This window comes from Burkholderia cepacia complex sp. TUM26381, assembly GCF_057439935.1.
This window is the reverse complement of the sequence record NZ_CM172006.1, coordinates 107,986-129,252: the sequence shown is the minus strand read 5'-3', so window position 1 is coordinate 129,252 and position 21,267 is coordinate 107,986. Positions and strand designations below refer to the sequence as shown.

Genomic DNA, 21,267 nt, shown 5'->3' with positions numbered 1-21,267 from the left:
CTTACTTCGTCGAAATGTCGATATCGCCGAAATACTTCAGGCCGAGCGACTTCACCGTGCCGTCCGCCTTCAGCTTGTCGATCGCCGCGTCGAGCTTCGCCTTCAGCGCGTCGTCGCCCTTGCGCAGGCCGAATGCGATGCCGCTGCCGAGGATCTTGTCGTCGTGCACCGGCTGGCCGACGAACGAGAAGCCCTTGCCGTCCGGGCGCGACAGGAAGCCGCGCTGGCCGGACGGTGCGAGCACGAGCGTCGCGTCGAGGCGGCCCGCTACAAGGTCCGCATACGCCTGGTTCTGGTCCTGGTACGCGACGATCGCGACGCCGGCCGGTTCCCAGTGCGCCTTCGCGAAGGTTTCCTGGATCGACGCCTGCAGCACGCCGACGCGCTTGCCCTTCAGCGATTCGGGCGTCGGCAGCAGGCCGCTGCCGGTGCGCGCGATCAGCTGGGTCGGCACGCGATAGACGATCGTCGTAAAGTCGATCGCCTGGCGCCGCTGCTCGGTCGCGTTCATCGCCGAGTTGATCGCGTCGAACTTGCGGCCCTTCAGCGCGGGAATCAGCCCGTCGAACGACGTCTCGACCCATTTGCACGACAACTTCGCCGTCCGGCAGACGGCATTGCCGACGTCGATGTCGAAGCCTTGCAGGTCGCCGTTCGGCGCTTTCGATTCGAACGGCGGGTATTGCGCTTCGAGGCCGAAACGCAGCGTCTGCGTATCGGCGAGCGCGGCGCCGGAGCCGATTGCGCATGCGAGCGCAAACGCGAGTTTCAGGGTGGCCGTGTGCTTCATCGTGATCTCCTGTGACTGGTCGATGCGACATGCCCGTCGCCGGGTGCCCGTCGCCGGTTTCTTACAGCGAACGCAGCCGCCGCGCGCCTTCGACCAGCGTCGCGTCGTCCTTCGAAAAACTGAGCCGGATCACGCCGGCGTCGGTGCCGTCGGTATAGAACGCCGACAGCGGAATCGTCGCGACCCGCGCGTCGCGGATCAGGCGCAGCACGAAATCGCTGTCGCTTTCGTCCGAGAAGTGGCGGAAACGCGCGAGCATGAAGAACGAGCCTTCGCTCGGCAGCAGCTCGAAACGCGAATCGGCCAGCTCGCGCGCGAGCAGGTCGCGCTTGGCCTGGTAGAACGCCGACAGGCCGAGATAGCTGTCCGGCCGCGCGAGGATCTCCGCGAACGCGAACTGCATCGGCGTGTCGGCCGAGAACACCATGAACTGGTGCACCTTGCGAATCTCGTCCATCAGTTCGGCCGGCGCGAGGCAATGGCCGACCCGCCAGCCGGTCACGTGGAACGACTTGCCGAACGACGACACGATCACGCTGCGCTCGGCCAGCTCGCGGTGGCGCGCGACGCTCTGGTGCTGCGCGCCGTCGAACACGACGTGCTCGTAGACCTCGTCGGACAGCACGACGATGCCCGTGTCGCGCGTGAGCTGCGCGAGCCGCTCGAGATCGTCGGCCGAGAACACCGTCGCGGTCGGGTTGTGCGGCGTGTTGACGATGATCATCCGCGTGCGCGGCGTGATCGCGGCGGCGACCTCATCCCAGTTCACGCGGAAATGCCCGGGCGACAACTTGATCGCGACCGGCGTCGCGCCCTGCAGCCGCACGATCGGCGCATAGCTGTCGAACGACGGCTCGAAATGGATCACCTCGTCGCCCGGATGCACGAGCGCGCTGATTGCCGCGTACAGCCCTTCGCTCGCGCTCGCGATCACCGTGATTTCGGTCGCGGGGTCATAGCGTGCGCCGTACAGCGCTTCCGTCTTCTCGGCGAGCCGCTCGCGCAGCGCCATGACGCCCGCCATCGGCGCGTACTGGTTGTGCCCGTCGCGCATCGCGCGCGCAACGCCTTCGACGAGCGCCGGATCGGGCGCGAAATTCGGCGCGCCCTGCGACAGGTTCAACGCATCGTGTTGAGCGGCCAGCTGGCCGATCACCGTGAAGATCGTCGTGCCGACGTCGGGCAGTTTCGAACGGGGCGCGGTGGCGCTTCGCATGACTCCTCCTTCTGATGTCCTTCGGGCGGGGCCGCGCGGCGTGTGCGGCCCTGCATCTGCCGCATGATTTAGCCCCAGCCAATATCGGCGGACAATCGAAAGTTCGTCATGGCGGCCATGCATTTTTCTCATGGCTCAAGGAGAGAAGCACGCAGCGACAAGGCAGACCGACGGGCCTGACATGCGAATCAGGCATTTCCCCTACGGAATGCTACGCATCCACCGCTGCCAGGTACGCGAGCAGCACGGCCCGCAGTTCGCGGCGTTGCGCGGCGAAATCGAGCGCAGGCCCGAGCGTCAGCAACGCCTGCGACAGGCCGCCGTAGCAGATCGCGTGAGCCATGCGTGCGAGCCCGTCGAGCCGCCCGGCCGGCGGCGGATCGGCCGTATGGGCCAGCGCGTCGCGCCACAGCGCGACATACGCGTCGTAATGCCGGCGATACGCGGCCAGCGGCGACACCTGCCGCTCCAGCACGAACAGCGCGCCCCACAGCGCCGCGTCGGCGGCGATCGCGTCGACCTGCAGATCGACGAGCGCGGCGGCCAGTTCGGCCCGCGGCACGCCGCGCAACCGCTGCACCGTGTCGCGCAGCCGGTCGGCCAGCGCCAGCACGCGGCGGTGGATGCAGAGCGCGGCAAGGCTCTGCTTGTCGCCGAAATACTCGTAGAAGGTGCCGATGCTGACGCCCGCGACGGCCGCGATCTCGCGGATCGTCGCCTTTGCATAGCCGCGTTCGAGCAAAAGCTGAACGAAGGCCTGCTGCAGCGCGTCGGAACTCGCCTGCGCGCGCGACTGGCGCGGCCGGCGACGCAAGGCGGGCGCGGGTTGCGCCGCCGGCTGGCCGGGCGGCGCCGGAACCTGAACATGTCGCGGCGGCATATTTGCTACTCTGAAATCAGCAGGGAATACGTTTTACCGGGCGCCGGACCCCGCGCCGACGCGCCGTCCGTACGGCATGGCGCCGGCTGCCCGCGAAGCCTGAGACCGGAGACACGCTCGATGACCGAATCGACTCACGCCGTCGCGAACCAGTTCGACGAACTCGTCGACTATAACCTCTTCGCGACGGATCTCGCGCTGCGCGACGCGCTCGCCCGGGCAGGCGCCGACTGGGCCGTGCCGCAGCTCGACGCGTACGGCGCGCGGCTCGGCAGCGCCGACACCGCGCGGCTCGCCGACGAAGCGAACCACCATCCGCCGGAACTGAACACGTTCGACCGGCGCGGCCGGCGCATCGACCGCGTCGACTTCCACCCCGCATGGCACGCGCTGCTCGGCCAGTATCGCCACGAAGGCTTCGTGTCGCTCGCGTTCCGCGAGTCTCGCCGCGGCCGCTGGGCCGCGACCGCCGCGGGCTTCTACCTGCATGGCCAGATCGAGGCCGGCACGCTGTGCCCGGCCACGATGACGCAGGCCGCGATCCCCGTGCTGCAGAAGGAGCCGGCACTGTGGGACCTGCTGCGCGACAAGCTCTACAGCGACGATTACGATCCCCGCGACGTCCCGGTCGCCGGCAAGCGCGCGATCTGGTTCGGCATGGGGATGACCGAGAAACAGGGCGGCTCCGACGTGCGCGCGAACACGACGCTCGCCACGCCGGTCGGCGCGGGCGGGCGCGGCGGCGAATACCGGCTGCGCGGCCACAAGTGGTTCTTCTCCGCGCCGATGTGCGACGCGCACCTCGTCGTCGCACGCACCGAAGCCGGCGGCCCGTCGTGCTTCTACGTGCCGCGTTGGCGGCCCGACGGCACGAAGAACGCGGTCGAGATCCAGCGGCTGAAGAACAAGGTCGGCAACCGCAGCAACTCCAGCAGCGAAATCGAGCTGAACGACGCGTGGGGCATCATGCTCGGCGACGAAGGCCGCGGCATTCCGACCATCATCGAGATGGCCACCTACACGCGGCTGAACTGCGTGCTCGGTAGCGCGGCGATGCTGCGCCAGGGCGTCGTGCAGGCGATCGCGTACACGCGCCAGCGCCACGCGTTCGGCCGCGCGCTCGCCGAACAGCCGCTGATGCGCACGGTGCTCGCCGATCTCGCGCTCGAAAGCGAAGCCGCGCTGTCGCTCGCGATGCGCCTCGCCGACGCGTTCGAACGCGACGACTCGCCGCGCGAACGCGCATGGAAGCGGATCGTCACGCCCGCCGCGAAATTCTGGGTCTGCAAGCGCGCGGTCGAGCTGACCGGCGAGGTGATGGAAGTATTCGGCGGCAACGGCTACGTCGACGACGGCCCGATCGCGCGGCTGTTCCGCGAAGCGCCCGTCAACTCGATCTGGGAAGGCTCGGGCAACGTGATGTGCCTCGACGTGCTGCGCGCGATATCGCGCGAGCCCGACGCGGCCGCCGCGCTGTTCGACGAACTCGCCGGCCTCGGCGCGGGCGAGCCGCGCATCCGTGCGGCGCTCGACGCGCTGCGCGCGATGCTCGCGGCGCCGGCCGACACGCTCGAAGCATCGGGCCGCGTGTTCGCGCAGCGGCTCGCGCTCGTCGCGCAGGCCTGCCTGCTGCGCCGCGATGCACCGGCGGCCGTCGCCGACGCGTTCGTCGCGACGCGGCTCGCCGCGCCCGACTGGGGCCGCGTTGCGGGCGGCTTCGACCCGCATGCGATCGACGTCGCCGCGCTGCTGCAGCGCGCGTACCCGGCCTGATCGGCGCCGCCCCCCGTCCTGCCCGGAGCCTCGATGAACCTCGTCGCCGCCCTCGACCGCGCCGCCCGTGCGACGCCCGACAAGCCGTTCCTCGTCAGCGAATCCGCGACGATCACGTATGCCGCCGCACGCGAGCGCTCGCACCGTGCGGCGGCCGTGCTGAGCGCGCTCGGCGTCGCGGCCGGCGACCGCGTCGCCGCGATGTGCTTCAACACGCCGGCCTTCGTCGACCTGATGTTCGGCGCCTGGCGGCTCGGCGCGGCGTTCGTGCCGATCAACCACAAGCTGCAGGCGCCGGAAGTCGACTACGTGCTCGAACACAGCCGCAGCAAGGCACTGCTGTTCGACGTGGCGCTCGCGCCGGTGGTCGAGCGCCTCGTGCATCCGGCGCGGCGGATCGTGACCGAGGGCGAGCTCGACGGCGTGCCGAACTTCGACACGATGTGCGCGACGCGGGACGGCCTCGCGGGCATCGAGCCGGCCGACGGCGACATCGCGCAGATCCTCTACACGTCCGGCACGACCGGCCGCCCGAAAGGCTGCGTGCACAGTCATCGCACCGTGACGCTCGCGGCGATGCAGGCGGCGCTCGCGACCGGCATCGGCCGCAACGAGCGCACGCTGATGGCGATGCCGATCTGGCATTCGTCGCCGCTGAACAACTGGTTCGGCGGCACGCTGTTCGCGGGCGGCACCGTCGTGCTGCTGCGCGAATACCATCCGCTGCGCTTCCTGCAGGCCATCGAGCGCGAGCGCGTGACGATGTATTTCGGCGCGCCGGTGTCGTACACGCTGCCGCTCGACACGATCGACGGTTTCGCGGCGTTCGACCTGTCGAGCGTGCGCGCGTGGCTGTACGGCGGCGGGCCGATCGGCGCCGCGCAGGCCGAACGGCTCGCACATGCGTATCGCAGCCACGCGTTCTTCCAGGTGTACGGGATGACCGAAACGGGCCCGGCCGGCACGACGCTGTATCCGGACGAGCAGATCGCGAAGGCCGGCTCGATCGGCCGCCAGGGCGGCCCGGGCGTCGACCTGCGCGTCGTGCGGATGGACGGCGCCGATGCGCGGCCGGGCGAGACCGGCGAGATCTGGCTGAAGACCGACTGCATGATGCTCGGCTATCTCGACGACGCGGCCGCGACGCGCGCCGCGTTCGCGCCGGACGGCTGGTATCGCACCGGCGACATCGCGCGGATCGATCAGGATGGCTATCTGTTCATCGTCGACCGGCTGAAGGACATGATCGTCACGGGCGGCGAGAACGTCTATTCGAAGGAAGTGGAGGACGTGCTCGGCGCGCACCCGGACATCGCCGAGGCGGCCGTCGTCGGCGCCCCGCATCCCGACTGGGGCGAGACGGTCGTCGCGCACGTCGTGCTGCGCGCGAACGCGGCGCCCGACGCGGATGCGCTGCGCGCGTTCTGCGGCGAGCGGCTCGCTGCGTACAAGGTCCCGCGCGAGTTCACGTTCGCGCAGGCGCTGCCGCGCACGCCGACCGGCAAGCTGCAGAAATTCCTGCTGCGCGTGCGCCGGGATTGACGCCTGCACACGCCAATGAAAAAGCCACCCGGCCTCAACGGCCCGGTGGCTTTTTGTCATGAGCGACCGGGCAGCGACCTTCGCCGCCGCCCGCGCGTCAAAACATCACGACAGGCTGCTTACTTGCCGCCGATGCTCTTCAGCGGCTTCCACTCGCCCTTCTCGACCTTGTACATCGTGATGCCGCCGTTCTTCAGGTCGCCCTTCGCGTCATACGCGACGTGCGTCGACGTCACGCCCGCCATGTCGGACTTCGCGAGCACCGGCAGGTACTTCGCCGGATCGGTCGAATCGGCCTTCTTCATCGCGTTCAGCATCGCCATCGCGCCGTCGTACGCGTACGGCGAGTACGTCTGCACGTCTTCGCCGAAGCGCTTCTTGTACTTGTCGGCGTAGGTCTTGCCGCCCGGCATTTCTTCCAGCGGGAGGCCGGCCAGCGAAGCGATCGTACCGTCGGCCGCGTTGCCGGCGATCTTCAGGAACGTCGGCGTCTTCACCATTTCGCCGCTCATCAGCGGTGCGGCGATGCCGAGCGTCTTCATCTGCTTGACCATCGGCGCTGCCTGCGAATCCGCGCCGCCGTAGTAGACGAGGTCCGGCTTCGTCGACTTGATCTTGGTCAGAATCGCCTTGAAGTCGACTGCCTTGTCGTTCGTGAATTCACGGTCGACGATCGTCGCACCGCCCGCCTTCGCGGCCTTCTCGAACTGGTCGGCAAGACCCTGGCCGTAGGCCGTGCGGTCGTCGACGATCGCGATCTTCTTCATGCCGAGATCCTTCGACGCGAACGTACCGGCCACCGAGCCCTGCTGCGTGTCGGACGTCATCATGCGGAAGGTCGTCTTGTAGCCCTGCTGCGTGTATTCCGGTGCCGTCGCCATCGCGATTTCCGGAATGCCCGCGTTCGCGTAGATGCGCGAAGCCGGGATCGTCGTGCCCGAGTTGAAGTGGCCGAGCATGCCCTTGATGCCGTCGTCGACGAGCTTCTGCGCGACCGTCGTGCCCGTGCGCGGGTCAGCCTGGTCGTCCTGCGTGTTCAGCACGAACTTCACCGGCTTGCCGCCGATCTTCGGGTTCGTCGCGTTGAAGTCTTCCAGCGCGAGCACGATCCCGTTCTGCATATCCTTGCCGTAGTGCGCCTGCGCGCCCGTCATCGGCCCTGCGTAACCGATCTTCACGTCATCCGCATGGGCCGTCCCCGCCAGCGACATGACCGCGACGAACGTCGCGCCTGCCAGCTTTTTCATCGTGTGTTGCATAGCATCTCCTTGGTACCAGGGTAAATGGAGCGGCTTCGGGATCGCCTTGCCGCTTCCTTTGTTTGATCCGAACGGCAAGGATGATCAGCCGATCGTCATCAAATTCGCATTGCCGCCGGCCGCCGCCGTGTTCACGCTCACCGAGCGCTCCGTCAACAGCCGTTCCAGCGCGTAATCTTCCGCATCGCCGTTCTCGAACGCGCCCACCGACACGCCCTGCACCGACACGATCGGGCCCGGCCGCTGCGCGACGTCCTTGACCAGCGTCTGCAGCTCGTCGCTGTCGCCTTCGAACAGCACCGCGTCGAACGGCACGTCGGCCTGCTTGCGCACGGTTGCCTGCGCCTTCAGCGACGCGGGCAGCGCGGCGACCAGCGCCTCGCCGGCCGCGCCGGCGAACAGCGCACGGTTGCCGGTCGCCAGCACCGCCGCGAACTGCGCACGCGCGCCGCTTGGCGTCGCCGCGACACACAGCACCGTGCCGCGCGGGCCGAGTGTATACGTGTTTCGCTCGCCCGTCGGCCCGGTCAGCACGGCGGTCGCGCCAGCCGGCACCTGTGCCAGATAGCCGTCGCAACGTGCCGCCAGTGCCGGCTCGCGCTGCTCGATCAGCCAGTCGCGCAGCGTCGTGAGTGCCGCCGCCGGATTGCCGCGCGCATCGCCTTCAACCGCACCGTCCGCGATCAGCGTCTGCGCGAGCGAGCGCGGCAGGCCCGACGGACGCGTCGCGAGCAGGCGCTGCAGGTACAGCGCGCCGCCGGCCTTCGGGCCCGTGCCCGACAACCCTTCGCCACCGAACGGCTGCACGCCGACCACCGCGCCGATCACGTTGCGGTTCACGTAGATGTTGCCGACGTGCGCATTCGAAATCACGTGCGCGATCGTCTCGTCGATCCGCGTGTGGATGCCGAGCGTCAGCCCGTAACCCGTTGCACGGATCTGCTCGAGCAGCTTGTCGAGCTGGCTGCGGCGGTAGCGCACCACGTGCAGCACGGGGCCGAACACTTCACGCTTCAGCTCGTCGATGGTGCCGATCTCGATCAGCGTCGGCGGCACGAACGTGCCGTGCGCGCAGGCTTCCGGCGACGGCAGTTGCGTGACCGCGTGGCCCTTGTCCTTCATCGTCGCGACGTGCGTGTCGATCGTCTGCTTCGCTTCGCCGTCGATCACCGGGCCGACGTCCGTCGACAGCCGGTCCGGGTTGCCGAGCGCCAGCTCGTGCATCGCGCCCTTCAGCATCGTCAGCGTGCGGTCCGCGACATCGTCCTGCAGACACAGAACGCGCAGCGCCGAACACCGTTGACCGGCCGAATCGAACGACGACTGCATCACGTCCGCGACGACCTGCTCCGCGAGCGCCGACGAGTCGACGATCATCGCGTTCTGGCCGCCCGTTTCCGCGATCAGCGGAATCGGCTTGCCGTCCGGGTCGAGGCGCGCGGACAGCGTTTTGTTGATCAGGCGCGCGACTTCGGTCGAACCGGTGAACATCACCGCACGCGTGCGCGGATCGGCGACCAGCGCCGCGCCGACGGTCTCGCCGTCGCCCGGCAGCAGTTGCACCGCACCGGCCGGCACGCCGGCCTCGCGCAGCAGGCGCACGGCCTGGGCGGCGATCAGCGGCGTCTGTTCGGCCGGCTTCGCGAGCACCGTGTTGCCTGCTGCCAGCGCCGCGGCCACCTGGCCCATGAAGATCGCCAGCGGGAAGTTCCACGGGCTGATACAGACCACCGGCCCGAGCGGACGGTGCGTGTCGTTCGAGAATTCGTCGCGGATCTGCGCTGCGTAGTAGCGCAGGAAGTCGACCGCTTCGCGGATCTCGGCGATCGCGTTCGGCAGCGACTTGCCGGCTTCGCGCACGATCAGGCCCATCAGCGTGTGCATCTGCGCTTCGAGCAGGTCGGCTGCGCGCACCAGGCAGTCGGCGCGCGCGTCCACCGGCGTCGCCTGCCAGATCGGCGCAGCGGCCACCGCATGCGCGAGCGCCGCGCTCACGTGTTCGGCCGTCGCTTCGCTGACCGTGCCGACCAGGTCGCGCTGGTCGGCCGGGTTGCGCACGTCGCGTGCCGGTGCGTCGGCGAGCGTGTCGTCGTCGAGCATCGGCGCCGCGCGCCACGGGAAGTGCGCGCTCGCGAGCAGCGCGGACGACAGCGATGCGAGGCGGTGTTCGTTCGACAGGTCGAGGCCCATCGAGTTGGGACGCTCGTCGCCGTACAGGTTGCGCGGCAGCGGGATCTTCGCGTGCGGCGCGCCGAGCGGCACGACCTTCGACGCTTCGTCGACCGGATCGGCGACCAGTTCCTTCACCGGCACCGCCTTATCGGCGATGCGGTTCACGAACGACGTGTTCGCGCCGTTCTCCAGCAGGCGGCGCACCAGGTACGCGAGCAGCGTCTCGTGCGTGCCGACCGGCGCATACACGCGGCACGGGCGGTTCAGCTTGTCGCGGCCGGTGACTTCCTCGTACAGCGGCTCGCCCATCCCGTGCAGGCACTGGAATTCGTACTGGCCCGGGTAGTAGTTCTGGCCCGCGAGCTGGTAGATCGCGGCCAGCGTGTGCGCGTTGTGCGTCGCGAACTGCGGATAGACGGCATCCGGCGCCGCGAGCAGCTTCTTCGCGCACGCGAGGTACGACACGTCCGTGTAGATCTTGCGCGTATAGACCGGATAGCCTTCGAGGCCGTCGACCTGCGCACGCTTGATCTCGGTATCCCAGTACGCGCCCTTCACGAGGCGGATCATCAGGCGGTGACGGCTGCGGCGCGCGAGATCGATCAGGTAGTCGATCACGAACGGGCAGCGCTTCTGGTAGCCCTGCACGACGAAGCCGATGCCGTTCCAGCCCGCGAGATCCGGATCGAAGCACAGCGCCTCGAGCAGGTCGAGCGACAGTTCGAGACGGTCGGCTTCTTCCGCGTCGATGTTCAGGCCGATGTCGTAGCGGCGCGCGAGCAGCGCAAGGGCGCGCACGCGCGGCAGCAGCTCGCTCATCGTGCGGTCCTGCTGCGAGCGCGAGTAGCGCGCGTGCAGCGCCGACAGCTTGATCGAGATGCCCGGGCCTTCGTAGATGCCGCGGCCGCCGGCCGCCTTGCCGATCGCGTGGATCGCCTGTTCGTACGACGCGTAGTAGCGCTGCGCGTCCTCTTCGGTCGTCGCCGCTTCGCCGAGCATGTCGTACGAGTAGCGGAAGCCGCGCGCTTCGTACTTGCGGCTGTTCGCGAGCGCTTCGGAAATCGTCTCGCCGGTGACGAACTGCTCGCCCATCAGGCGCATCGCCATGTCGACGCCCTTGCGGATCAGCGGCTCGCCGCCGCGGCCGATCAGGCGCGTGAGCGCCGACGACAGGCCCGCTTCGCTGTTGGTCGTCACGAGCTTGCCGGTGATCATCAGCCCCCAGGTCGCCGCGTTCACGAACAGCGACGGCGCGTGGCCGACGTGCGAGCGCCAGTCGCCCTTGCTGATCTTGTCGCGGATCAGCGCATCGCGCGTCGCGCGATCGGGAATGCGCAGCAGCGCTTCGGCGAGGCACATCAGCGCGACGCCTTCCTGGCTCGACAGCGAGAACTCGTGAATCAGCCCTTCGACGCCGCCGCCCGAGCTCTTCTCGCGCAGCGCCTCGACGAGCTTCGTCGCGAGCGCCTGCACGTCAGCCTGCAGGTTGGCCGGCAGGCGCGCCTGGCCGAGCAGGAACGGCACGCATTCCGGTTCGGGGCGGCGGTACGCGGCCGTGATCGCCGCACGCAGCACCGATTGCGGCTGCACGTTCTGCGCGAACTCGAGGAACGGATGCGGCGAGTTGTCGTCGTCGCCGTCCGCCGCCTGACCGTCGGCGAGCTCCGTCACGCCGCTGTGGCCCGACAGCTCGGGCGGCAGCTGGCCGTGCTCGATCCGCTCGAGGTACGCGAAGATCGCCTGCTTGATCAGCCAGTGGGGAGTGCGCTCGAGACGCGCGGCGGCGTCCTTGAGGCGCGAGCGGAGAAGGTCGTCGACTTTGACGCCGAGAGTCGTGCTTGCCATGGTGGGTTCGTGCGCCGGTGCGAGCCCGGCAATAGGGTGTGAGAGGATGCGCGAAATCCTACGGCACGCAATAAAAAGGTGCAACCAGATTGCGAGATAGGTTGCACCTACAGGTTAGTCAATATAATCAGCCACTTATGCGGTTGCAACCTAGGGGTTGCCCGTGGTCGGAGGATCGGTGTTTTCCCTGATCGGGCCGATTCGGCACGCGTGTGCAACCTTCGGCGCGCGCGGAAGCGGCCGAAAACGGGTTGCACTGGGGGAGAGACGCGGGTGCGGCGCCCGGTTCGGGCGCGACGACAGACAGTTGGGTGGCGCCTGGCGGGCCGGGCGTCTTCAATACGGCAGCGCGCCGCTCAGATATCCAGCGGATCGACTTCGACGCTCCATCGCAGCACGCCCTTCAGCGCGCGCAGCTCCGGCTGCCAGGCCTGCAGCGCATGCTGCAGCGCCGCCCGCGACGCGCTTTCGAGCAGCAACTGCGCGCGATGGACGTTCGCGACCTTGACGATCGTCATCGGCACCGCGTCGTAGACGGTCACGCGATCGGCGCCCGGCAGCCCGGGCAACGCCGCCGCCGCCTGCAGCAGAAACGCGAGCGCCGCGTCGAGCGTGCGCCCTTCGGCGCGCAGCAGCGCCTGATAGACGAACGGCGGCAGGTGCGCGTCGCGGCGCTCGCCGAGCGTCGAATTCGCGAAGCCGACGTAATCCTGCCGCCCGAGCGCGTGGTACAGCGCGTGACGCGGGTAGCGCGTCTGCACCATCACCTCGCCCGGCAGCCCGGCGCGGCCTGCGCGGCCGCTCACCTGCATCAGCTGCGCGAACAGCCGCTCGCTCGCGCGGAAGTCGTGCGAGAACAGCGCGGTGTCGGCGTTGAGCACGCCGACGAGCGACACGCGCTGGAAGTCGTGCCCCTTCGCGATCATCTGCGTGCCGACCAGGATGTCGACCTCGCCCGCGTGCACGTCGGAGAAGAGCGCCTGCGCGCTGCCCTTGCGGCGCGTGCTGTCCGCGTCGATCCGCAGCACGCGCGCGCCCGGCACGGCCTCGGCCAGCGCTTCCTCGATACGCTGGGTGCCGCGCCCGAGCGGCGCGATGTCGACGTTCCCGCACTCGGGGCACGACCGCGGAATGCGCGATTCCCAGCCGCAGTGATGGCAGCGCAGCGCATGCTCGGGCTTGTGCAGCACGACATACGCGCTGCAGCGCGGGCAGCCGGCAACCCAGCCGCATGCGTCGCACGCGAGCTGCGGGGCATAGCCGCGCCGGTTCAGGAACACGAGGCTCTGCTCGCCGCGTTCGAGCCGCGCCTTCAGCGCCGCGACGAGCGGCCCCGACAGCCCGCCCATCGACGCGCGGCCGCGCCGCCGCTCCTCTTCGAGATCGATCAGCCGCACGGTCGGCAGCGTCGCGTCGGCCACCGCGCGGCGCGACAGCGTGAGCCGCGTGTAGCGCCCCTGCTCGGCCTGCCACCAGCTTTCGAGCGACGGCGTGGCCGAGCCGAGCACGACCGTGATGCCGAGCTGCTTCGCGCGCCACACGGCCAGATCGCGCGCCGAATAGCGCAGCCCTTCCTGCTGCTTGTACGCGGGCTCGTGCTCCTCGTCGACGACGATCAGCGCGAGCGTCGGCATCGACGCAAGCACCGCGAGCCGCGTGCCGAGCACGATCCGCGCGCGGCCCGTGTGCGCGGCCAGCCAGTTGCGCGCCCGCTCGCCCTCGGCGAGCCCGCTGTGCAGCGTGACGATTGCATCGTCGGCGAGCGCGCCCGCGAAGCGCGCGCGAAACGCCGCCTCGAACTGCGGCGTCAGGTTGATTTCGGGAACGAGCACGAGCGCCTGTGCGTCGGGCCGCGCGTCGAGCAGCGACGCAAGCGCATGCAGATAAACCTCGGTCTTGCCGCTGCCCGTCACGCCGTGCAGCAGGAACGGCGCGAAGCCCTCCGCCGCGCGGATCCCGTCGAGCGCCTCGGCCTGCTGGTCGGTCAGCGCCGGCGGCACAGTTCGTCCACCGGTTGTCGACAGGTTATCCACAGCTTTGGGCACAGGCGCATCGGCCCAGCCAATTTCCTCGATATCGGCCCAGCCGCGCGCCGCCCAGTCGTCGAGCGTCGCGGCCGCCTTGGGGTGAAGCGCGCGCGCGTCGGGCAGCGTCAGCGAGCCGGTATCGACGAGCGCCTGCGCGAGCCGCCGCAGCGCCGCGCCGCGTGAGGGCAACGCATCGGGCAGCGCCGCACGGCCGGCTTCGGTCGGCCGGTAGCGCACTTCGGGCGCGAGCAGCCGCCCCCAGCGCCCGGCATCGCGCAGCGCCTGCGGCAACGCCGGCAATGCGACCTCGCCGCGCCCGCGCTGATAGTAGTCGGCAGCGAACGACACGAGCGCGAGCCAGTCGGCCGACAGCGGCGGCAGGTCGGCGCAGATCGCATCGACCGCGCGCAGCCGCGACGGCGGGACATCGGTGTGAGTCGTGACTTCGCAGACGAGCCCGACGGCCTGCCGCTTGCCGAACGGCACCTGCACGAGCGTGCCGGGCACGGGTGTCGGCTGCGCATCGCAGCGGTAGTCGAACAGGGTCGCGAGCGGATGGTCGAGCGCGACGCGCAGGTAGGTGCCGCTCATTGCGGCGCTCCGGCGGCAGCGATACGCGAAGTACAGGCGGCTTGCATCCGCGCCCGCATCGCGGCGGCGAACTTAAAGTAAAACGTCAGATTCGGCGCTAAGTTTTGGATTCGCATTAGGAATCGCCGTATACCCTGCCCAGCCTGTGGATAACTTTGTTGAGAACTCGCCGCCCAATGGCCGCAACGCGCGCGGGGCCGTGCTTTCCGCTGTTTTTCGCCGCTTGCTGCAGCGCCCCGCGGAGCCTTATTCCATAAGGCTGCTATTCAAATTACCAAACCATAGCGAGACAATTTGACCGATACGGGGCTCTACCGCGCTGCAACGTGGAAAATGTGTATAAGTCAAGTCTTGACAAGCACCGAATCGGCAACCGGTGCGGGGTTGCGCCCTGTTTAGTGCGCGCAACGAAACGCTGTCACCCCGCAATGCAGCATGACAGCGCTTGCGTTCAGTCGGCGGCGCCGCTACGGATCGCGCGGCTGTGGCTATGTACTTCGTCGACGAGTTCGGCGACGTGATCGGGCGACGTGAACTGCGAGATACCATGCCCGAGGTTGAATACGTGGCCCGGATGGTTGCCGTAGCTGTCGAGCACCGCACGCGCCTGTTCGCGCACCGCGGCCGGCGGCGCAAACAGGATCGTCGGGTCGAGGTTGCCCTGCAGCGCGACACTCCCGGCCACGCGCTCGCGCGCGGCGCCGAGGTTGACGGTCCAGTCGAGCCCGACCGCGTCGACGCCCGTCGCCGCGATCTCTTCGAGCCACAGCCCGCCGCCCTTCGTGAACGTGATCACCGGCACGCGCTCGCCGTCGTGCTCGCGCTTGAGCTGCGACACCACGCGGCGGATGTAGTCGAGCGAGAAGCGCTGGTACGCGCCGTCGGCCAGCGCGCCGCCCCACGTGTCGAAGATCATCACGGCCTGCGCGCCCGCTTCGATCTGCGCGTTCAGGTACGCCGCCACCGACTGCGCGTTCACGTCGAGAATCCGGTGCATCAGGTCGGGGCGCGAATACGCCATCGACTTCACCGTGCGGAAATCGTCCGACCCGCCGCCTTCGACCATGTAGCACGCGAGCGTCCACGGGCTGCCCGAAAAGCCGATCAGCGGCACGCGCTGGCGACCCTGGCCGTCGGTGAGCGCGCGGCGGATCTCGCGCACGGCGCCCGTCACGTAGCCGAGCGTCTCCTCGATGTCCGGCACCGCGAGCTTCGCGACGTCGGCCTCGGTGCGCACCGGATGCGCGAACTTCGGCCCTTCGCCGACCTGGAAATCGAGGCCGAGCCCCATCGCGTCCGGAATCGTCAGGATGTCCGAGAACAGGATCGCGGCGTCGAGCGGGAAGCGCTCGAGCGGCTGCAGCGTCACCTCGGTCGCGTAGTCGGGATTCTTCGCGAGACCGAGGAAGCTGCCGGCGCGCGCACGCGTCGCGTTGTATTCGGGCAGGTAGCGGCCGGCCTGGCGCATCAGCCAGATCGGCGTGTAGTCGGTCGGCTCGCGCAGAAGCGCACGCAGGAAGGTGTCGTTGAGCAGGTTATGGGCCACGGTAGGAGCGACGATGCGAAGGCAAAGCGGCATTTTACCGGACTGCCGCCCTCAGGCTGCGCATGCCGACGCGATGGCGGCCATATGACGCGCGCGATGGCTCCGTTATGATCGGACGCTCATATCGAACGAAACGAAGGAGGAGACCGATGAAGACACTCGCCACGCTCGCCGCGGCCGCGCTGCTCTGCTGCGCCACCGCGCACGCGCAGACCGCCGCGGGCGCCGCCACGGCCGCGCCGGGCGCCGGTTCGCGACTCGACGACGTGCTCGCACGCGGCACGCTGCGCGTGTGCACGACGGGCGACTACAAGCCGTATTCGTACTACCGCCCGGATGGCCGTTTCGAGGGCATCGACATCGACATGGCCGAATCGCTCGCGAAGTCGCTCGGCGTGAAAACCGACTTCGTGAAGACGAGCTGGCCGAACCTGACCGCCGATTTCGTCGCGAAATGTGACATCGCGGTGGGCGGCGTGTCGACGACGCTCGAGCGCCAGAAGCGCGTGTTCTTCACGCAGCCGTACGTCGTCGACGGCAAGACGCCGATCGTGCGCTGCGCGGACGCCGACAAGTACCAGACCATCGCGCAGATCGACCGGCCCGAGACGCGTGTGATCGTGAATCCGGGCGGCACCAACGAGCGGTTCGCGAAGCAGTTCTTCACGCATGCGAACCTGACCGTCTATCCGGACAACGTGACGATCTTCAAGCAGATCCTCGCGGGCAAGGCCGACGTGATGGTGACGGATGCATCCGAGACGCAGCTGCAGCAAAAGCTGAATCCGGGGCTGTGCTCGGTGCATCCGGACAAGCCGTTCCAGTTCGGCGAGAAGGCGTACATGGTGCCGCGCGGCGATGTCGTGTTCCAGCAATACGTCGACCAGTGGCTCCATCTCGCGCTGTCGACCGGCGAATACCAGGCGATCTCGGACAAGTGGCTGAAGTAAGCAGGCCCGCGCGCGGCGGCCGATAACGGGCACCGACCCCGTGGCCGCTGCGGGCCGCAATCGTCACGCGGCGGCTGCGTTTGCGCCGCCGTTACATCTCGCCATCGCGCCACCGCAGCCCGCAACCGGCTCCAGACCACCGAATCGGCCGATCGGCCGACTTCCGCGCAGTCCGATCACGTTTCAAAATCTTTCTGACGAATGAATCGTCATGCACGGTATCGGTCATGCCGCGCACTTTCTCACGTGAAAATCGGCAATTCATCGCGCCCGATACGCATGAAAAACGCATCGCGCGCATACCCTGAAAACGCTGCGGAAAATATGAGTAAAAATGACCTTTTTCAGGATCCCGAAAACAGCAAAAAATCCCGGAAAGCCTTATCTGGCGGGCGTTACAACCTGAAACACTTTGTTACCGCGACGGGTCATTAATTCGCCCACAATGGCCTCAACGGTTTCAACACGGATGCGGTCTCGTGTGCCAAGTGTGAGCGGACGCGAAGCGCTGCGAGCCAGTCGGTCACGTACCGAAGCCCTTCCGAGGGGCATCCCTGTTGGAGTCGTTTCCGGCCCCCCGCCGGATCCGGTTTCATCTTTGGTCTCCTCGCGCTAACCCCGTAGCGTGTGGTTTTTAGCGGGCTAATAAGCCCGCTTTTTTTCGTCCATCGAAAGCGTAACGGCCCGCAGGCCGCCACGTTTTTCCCGCCGCAATGCCGCTTCAAGCGGTCTTCTGCACGTCGAGCTTCAGCTCCTCGATCATCCGGTCGCGCATCACGAACTTCTGCACCTTGCCCGTCACCGTCATCGGCAACTCGTCGACGAAGCGGATGTAGCGCGGAATCTTGTAGTGCGCGATCTGCCCGCTGCAAAACGCGCGCACGTCGTCTTCGGTCATCTGCTCGTCCGCGCGCAGCACGATCCACGCGCACAGCTCCTCGCCGTACTTCGCATCGGGCACGCCGAAGACCTGCGCACTCTGGATCTTCGGATGCCGGAACAGGAATTCCTCGATCTCGCGCGGATAGACGTTTTCGCCGCCGCGAATCACCATGTCCTTCAGGCGGCCGACGATGTTGCAGTAGCCGTCCGCATCGAGCGTCGCGAGGTCGCCGGTGTGCATCCAGCCGTCGACCAGCACCTCGCGCGTCTTCGCGTCGTCGTCCCAGTAGCCGAGCATCACCGAATAGCCCTTCGTGCACAGCTCGCCCGTCGCGCCGACCGGTGCGATGTCGCCGCTCGCATCGACGATCTTCACTTCCAGGTGCGGCTGGATGCGGCCGACCGTCGTCGTGCGCTTCTCGAGCGGATCGTCGGTCGAACTCTGGAACGACACGGGGCTCGTCTCCGTCATCCCGTACGCGATCGTGATCTCCGACAGATGCATCTGCGACACGACGCGCTTCATCGTCTCGATCGGGCACGGCGAACCGGCCATGATCCCGGTGCGCAGCGTCGACAGGTCGAACTTCGAAAATTCCGGATGATCGAGCTCCGCGATGAACATCGTCGGTACGCCGTGCAGCGCGGTGCAGCGCTCGCCGGCCACGGCCGCGAGCGTGGCGACCGGGTCGAACGCCTCGCCCGGGAACACCATCGCCGCGCCCTTCGACACGCACGCGAGCACGGCCAGCACCATCCCGAAGCAGTGATACAGCGGCACGGGAATGCACAGCGTGTCCTGCTCGGTGAAGCGCATCGCGGTCGCGATCGAGCGCCCGTTGTTGACGACGTTGCGGTGCGTGAGCGTCGCGCCCTTCGGGCTGCCCGTCGTGCCGCTCGTGAACTGGATGTTGATCGGGTCGTTGGCCGTGAGCGTCGCGCCGATCGCATCGAGCAACGCGGGATCGACCGCCTGGCGGCCGCGCGTCATCACGTCCGCGAAGCGGAACATGCCGGCCGGCGCGACGTCGCCCATCGACACGACCGTGCGCAGGCTCGGCACGCGTGCCGCATGCAGGTCGCCCGGCGTCGCGCCCGCCAGCTCCGGCGCGATGGTCTGCAGCATTTCGACGTAGGCCGACGACTTGAAGCGTTCGGCCGTGATCACGGCCTTGCAGCCGACCTTGTTCAGCGCGTATTCGAGCTCGGCGAGCCGGTAGGCCGGATTCAGGTTCACGAGCACCGCGCCGATCCGCGCGGTCGCGAACTGCGTGAGCAGCCATTCGCTGCGATTCGGCGACCAGATGCCGACGCGGTCGCCCTTCACGATGCCGAGCGCGGCCAGCCCGGCCGCGAGCACGTCGATCTCGTTCGCGAACTCGCGCCAGGTCCAGCGCACCTGCTGTTCGCGGAACACGACGGCCGGACGATCCGGAAAGCGACCGGCCGTGTCGAGCAGGAACCGGCCGATCGTCGCTTCGGATAGCGGCACGTCGGTCGCGCCACGCACGTACGACAAGCCGTTCTCGGGCGCGATCAGCGCGCCCACGCCAAGGTCTGCTGCCATGAATGTCTCCGTCCTTTTTTGTCTGATCGGCCCGCGCGCGCCTGCTGCGCCCGCCTCCGCCGCCTGATCGCGACGGACAGCCTCACCGCGGATGATGCCGCGCTCCGCTGACGACACTCTGACATCAATTCGCGGCGGACGGATGAAATAGCACGACCGGACGCAATGATCCGGCCCGCAATCCGCAGACGAAAAAAAAGCAGCCCGAAGGCTGCTTTCTTTCGCGGGATACGCGGCGCGGCTTAGTGCCGGCTGCGGATCTTCGCCAGACGCTGGATCGCTTCGAGCTGCGCCATCGCGGTCGCGAGCTCGGATTGCGCCTTCGCGAGGTCGAGATCCGACTTCGCATTCTGCAGCGTTTCCTCGGCACGCTTGCGCGCTTCCTCGGCTTTCGCCGCGTCGAGGTCCTTGCCGCGGATCGCGGTATCGGCGAGCACCGTCACGGCGCCCGGCTGCACTTCGAGAATGCCGCCCGCGACGAACACGAATTCGTCGTTGCCGCCCTCGACTTCGATGCGCACCGCACCCGGACGAATCCGCGTGATCAGCGGCGTGTGGCCCGGCAGAATACCCAGCTCACCCGTTTCGCCCGGCAGCGCGACGAATTTCGCCTCGCCCGAGAAGATCTGCTCTTCCGCGCTGACGACGTCTACTTTGATGGTTGCCATATGGACTCCTGTCGGCGGGAGTGAGTGCTTTGGCACTTGCTCCCGCCCCATGCCGCAGTTGGCAAGCGTTAGCGCTTCGGCGCTTACTCTTGCCCTGCGGCGGTCGACGGGAGCAAGCGCTTCAGCGCTTACTCCGATCCCGTGACCCTTACTGGATCTTCTTGGCCTTTTCGAAGGCTTCGTCGATCGTGCCGACCATGTAGAACGCCTGTTCCGGCAGGTGGTCGCACTCGCCGTCGACGATCATCTTGAAGCCGCGGATCGTTTCCTTCAGCGGCACGTACTTGCCCGGCGAGCCCGTGAACACTTCAGCAACGTGGAACGGCTGCGACAGGAAACGCTGGATCTTACGTGCGCGCGCGACCGACAGCTTGTCTTCCGGCGACAGTTCGTCCATGCCCAGAATCGCGATGATGTCGCGCAGTTCCTTGTAGCGCTGCAGCGTCTGCTGAACGCGACGGGTGATCGAGTAGTGCTCTTCGCCGATCACGTTCGGGTCGATCTGGCGCGACGTCGAGTCGAGCGGGTCGACCGCCGGGTAGATACCCAGCGAAGCGATGTCACGCGACAGAACGACGGTTGCGTCCAGGTGGCCGAAGGTCGTAGCCGGCGACGGGTCGGTCAAGTCATCCGCAGGGACGTACACGGCCTGAACCGACGTAATCGAGCCCTTCTTGGTCGACGTGATGCGCTCTTGCAGCTTGCCCATTTCTTCAGCCAGCGTCGGCTGATAGCCCACTGCCGACGGCATACGGCCGAGCAGTGCCGACACTTCGGTACCGGCCAGCGTGAAACGGTAGATGTTGTCGACGAAGAACAGCACGTCGAGGCCTTCGTCACGGAAGTGCTCGGCCATCGTCAGGCCGGTCAGCGCGACGCGCAGACGGTTGCCCGGCGGCTCGTTCATCTGGCCGTACACCAGCGCGACCTTGTCGAGGACGTTCGAGTCCTTCATTTCGTGATAGAAGTCGTTCCCTTCACGGGTACGCTCGCCCACGCCCGCGAACACGGAGTAACCGCCGTGTTCCTTCGCGATGTTGTTGATGAGCTCCATCATGTTGACGGTCTTGCCCACGCCAGCACCGCCGAACAGGCCAACCTTGCCGCCCTTTGCGAACGGGCAGATCAGGTCGATAACCTTGATACCCGTTTCGAGCAGTTCGGTCGACGGCGACAGTTCGTCGAACGCCGGAGCCTTCTGGTGGATCGAACGCGTCACATCGCTTTCGATCGGGCCCGCTTCATCGATCGGACGGCCGAGGACGTCCATGATCCGGCCGAGGGTCGGCTTGCCGACCGGCACCGAGATCGGCTTTGCCGTGTTCTTCACGGTCAGGCCGCGGCGCAGGCCGTCGGATGCACCCAGACAAATGGTACGGACCACGCCGTCGCCCAGCTGCTGCTGGACTTCGAGCGTCAGTTCCGAGCCATCGAGAATAAGCGCGTCGTAGATCTTCGGCATGCTGTCGCGCGGGAATTCCACGTCGATAACGGCGCCGATGCACTGTACGATCTTGCCTTCTACCAAAGCAGCAGTACTCATCGCTTTTCCTTTAAAT

14 protein-coding genes are annotated in these 21,267 nt (G+C 67.6%); 4 read left to right on the top strand and 10 right to left on the bottom strand.

Going from position 1 to position 21,267, the window contains the following annotated elements; all coding sequences use genetic code 11:
• Position 1 precedes the first annotated feature (1 nt).
• The 3 genes from ACWMMN_RS00575 to ACWMMN_RS00565 all read right to left on the bottom strand — a co-directional run bounded on the left by ACWMMN_RS00575 (position 2) and on the right by ACWMMN_RS00565 (position 2,886).
• Positions 2-790, bottom strand: coding sequence for an ABC transporter substrate-binding protein (locus ACWMMN_RS00575; protein ID WP_059232784.1), 789 nt, complete (start codon positions 788-790; stop codon positions 2-4).
• A 61-nt stretch (positions 791-851) separates the two neighbouring features.
• Positions 852-2,006 (bottom strand): pyridoxal phosphate-dependent aminotransferase, encoded by a 1,155-nt coding sequence (locus ACWMMN_RS00570; RefSeq protein ID WP_059232785.1) that lies wholly within the window; start codon positions 2,004-2,006, stop codon positions 852-854.
• Between the two features lie 211 nt (positions 2,007-2,217).
• Positions 2,218-2,886 (bottom strand): TetR/AcrR family transcriptional regulator, encoded by a 669-nt coding sequence (locus ACWMMN_RS00565; RefSeq protein ID WP_486422886.1) that lies wholly within the window; start codon positions 2,884-2,886, stop codon positions 2,218-2,220.
• Positions 2,887-3,006: 120 nt separating this feature from the next.
• On the opposite strand from ACWMMN_RS00565, the gene ACWMMN_RS00560 reads away from it, so the two are divergent.
• Positions 3,007-4,659 carry an acyl-CoA dehydrogenase family protein gene (locus ACWMMN_RS00560; RefSeq protein WP_174993428.1) on the top strand — a complete coding sequence of 551 codons (1,653 nt, stop codon included), beginning with the start codon at positions 3,007-3,009 and terminating at the stop codon, positions 4,657-4,659.
• A 33-nt stretch (positions 4,660-4,692) separates the two neighbouring features.
• Complete coding sequence (locus tag ACWMMN_RS00555) at positions 4,693-6,201, top strand: class I adenylate-forming enzyme family protein (protein ID WP_486422885.1); 1,509 nt, start codon at positions 4,693-4,695, stop codon at positions 6,199-6,201.
• Positions 6,202-6,320: 119 nt separating this feature from the next.
• Here the strand turns inward: ACWMMN_RS00555 and ACWMMN_RS00550 are convergent, their stop codons facing one another.
• From ACWMMN_RS00550 to hemE, 4 genes are all read right to left on the bottom strand, one after another.
• Entirely contained in the window at positions 6,321-7,460 is a 1,140-nt protein-coding gene (locus ACWMMN_RS00550; protein WP_166963881.1) for a branched-chain amino acid ABC transporter substrate-binding protein, read from the bottom strand.
• An 84-nt stretch (positions 7,461-7,544) separates the two neighbouring features.
• The gene (gene putA / locus ACWMMN_RS00545) at positions 7,545-11,477 is read right to left on the bottom strand and encodes a trifunctional transcriptional regulator/proline dehydrogenase/L-glutamate gamma-semialdehyde dehydrogenase (protein WP_174993430.1); all 3,933 of its coding nucleotides are present in this window, start codon (positions 11,475-11,477) and stop codon (positions 7,545-7,547) included.
• 356 nt (positions 11,478-11,833) lie between these two features.
• Positions 11,834-14,095, bottom strand: coding sequence for a primosomal protein N' (locus ACWMMN_RS00540; protein ID WP_486422884.1), 2,262 nt, complete (start codon positions 14,093-14,095; stop codon positions 11,834-11,836).
• Positions 14,096-14,546: 451 nt separating this feature from the next.
• Positions 14,547-15,641, bottom strand: coding sequence for a uroporphyrinogen decarboxylase (gene hemE, locus ACWMMN_RS00535; RefSeq protein ID WP_486422883.1), 1,095 nt, complete (start codon positions 15,639-15,641; stop codon positions 14,547-14,549).
• 149 nt (positions 15,642-15,790) lie between these two features.
• Here hemE and ACWMMN_RS00530 point away from each other — a divergent pair, with 149 nt between their 5' ends.
• Positions 15,791-16,591 carry a transporter substrate-binding domain-containing protein gene (locus ACWMMN_RS00530; protein ID WP_059232793.1) on the top strand — a complete coding sequence of 267 codons (801 nt, stop codon included), beginning with the start codon at positions 15,791-15,793 and terminating at the stop codon, positions 16,589-16,591.
• Between the two features lie 279 nt (positions 16,592-16,870).
• Positions 16,871-17,026, top strand: coding sequence for a hypothetical protein (locus ACWMMN_RS00525; RefSeq protein WP_342703336.1), 156 nt, complete (start codon positions 16,871-16,873; stop codon positions 17,024-17,026).
• 286 nt (positions 17,027-17,312) lie between these two features.
• Here ACWMMN_RS00525 and ACWMMN_RS00520 read toward each other — a convergent pair whose 3' ends face one another.
• The 3 genes from ACWMMN_RS00520 to atpD form a co-directional block, all read right to left on the bottom strand.
• Positions 17,313-19,040: an AMP-binding protein gene (locus tag ACWMMN_RS00520; protein ID WP_342703335.1), complete on the bottom strand. Its 1,728-nt coding sequence runs from the start codon at positions 19,038-19,040 to the stop codon at positions 17,313-17,315.
• A 242-nt stretch (positions 19,041-19,282) separates the two neighbouring features.
• Positions 19,283-19,708, bottom strand: coding sequence for a F0F1 ATP synthase subunit epsilon (locus ACWMMN_RS00515; RefSeq protein WP_006477288.1), 426 nt, complete (start codon positions 19,706-19,708; stop codon positions 19,283-19,285).
• Between the two features lie 148 nt (positions 19,709-19,856).
• Entirely contained in the window at positions 19,857-21,251 is a 1,395-nt protein-coding gene (gene atpD, locus ACWMMN_RS00510; protein WP_006477287.1) for a F0F1 ATP synthase subunit beta, read from the bottom strand.
• Positions 21,252-21,267: the final 16 nt, after the last annotated feature.

What these genes read in the sequence shown, in the direction of transcription:
- ACWMMN_RS00575 (WP_059232784.1), bottom strand. Translation starts at nt 790, where the DNA reads ATGAAGCACACGGCCACCCTGAAACTCGCGTTTGCGCTCGCATGCGCA.
- ACWMMN_RS00570 (WP_059232785.1), bottom strand. Translation starts at nt 2,006, where the DNA reads ATGCGAAGCGCCACCGCGCCCCGTTCGAAACTGCCCGACGTCGGCACG.
- ACWMMN_RS00565 (WP_486422886.1), bottom strand. Translation starts at nt 2,886, where the DNA reads ATGCCGCCGCGACATGTTCAGGTTCCGGCGCCGCCCGGCCAGCCGGCG.
- ACWMMN_RS00560 (WP_174993428.1), top strand. Translation starts at nt 3,007, where the DNA reads ATGACCGAATCGACTCACGCCGTCGCGAACCAGTTCGACGAACTCGTC.
- ACWMMN_RS00555 (WP_486422885.1), top strand. Translation starts at nt 4,693, where the DNA reads ATGAACCTCGTCGCCGCCCTCGACCGCGCCGCCCGTGCGACGCCCGAC.
- ACWMMN_RS00550 (WP_166963881.1), bottom strand. Translation starts at nt 7,460, where the DNA reads ATGCAACACACGATGAAAAAGCTGGCAGGCGCGACGTTCGTCGCGGTC.
- putA (WP_174993430.1), bottom strand. Translation starts at nt 11,477, where the DNA reads ATGGCAAGCACGACTCTCGGCGTCAAAGTCGACGACCTTCTCCGCTCG.
- ACWMMN_RS00540 (WP_486422884.1), bottom strand. Translation starts at nt 14,095, where the DNA reads ATGAGCGGCACCTACCTGCGCGTCGCGCTCGACCATCCGCTCGCGACC.
- ACWMMN_RS00530 (WP_059232793.1), top strand. Translation starts at nt 15,791, where the DNA reads ATGAAGACACTCGCCACGCTCGCCGCGGCCGCGCTGCTCTGCTGCGCC.
- ACWMMN_RS00525 (WP_342703336.1), top strand. Translation starts at nt 16,871, where the DNA reads ATGAAAAACGCATCGCGCGCATACCCTGAAAACGCTGCGGAAAATATG.
- ACWMMN_RS00520 (WP_342703335.1), bottom strand. Translation starts at nt 19,040, where the DNA reads ATGGCAGCAGACCTTGGCGTGGGCGCGCTGATCGCGCCCGAGAACGGC.
- ACWMMN_RS00515 (WP_006477288.1), bottom strand. Translation starts at nt 19,708, where the DNA reads ATGGCAACCATCAAAGTAGACGTCGTCAGCGCGGAAGAGCAGATCTTC.
- atpD (WP_006477287.1), bottom strand. Translation starts at nt 21,251, where the DNA reads ATGAGTACTGCTGCTTTGGTAGAAGGCAAGATCGTACAGTGCATCGGC.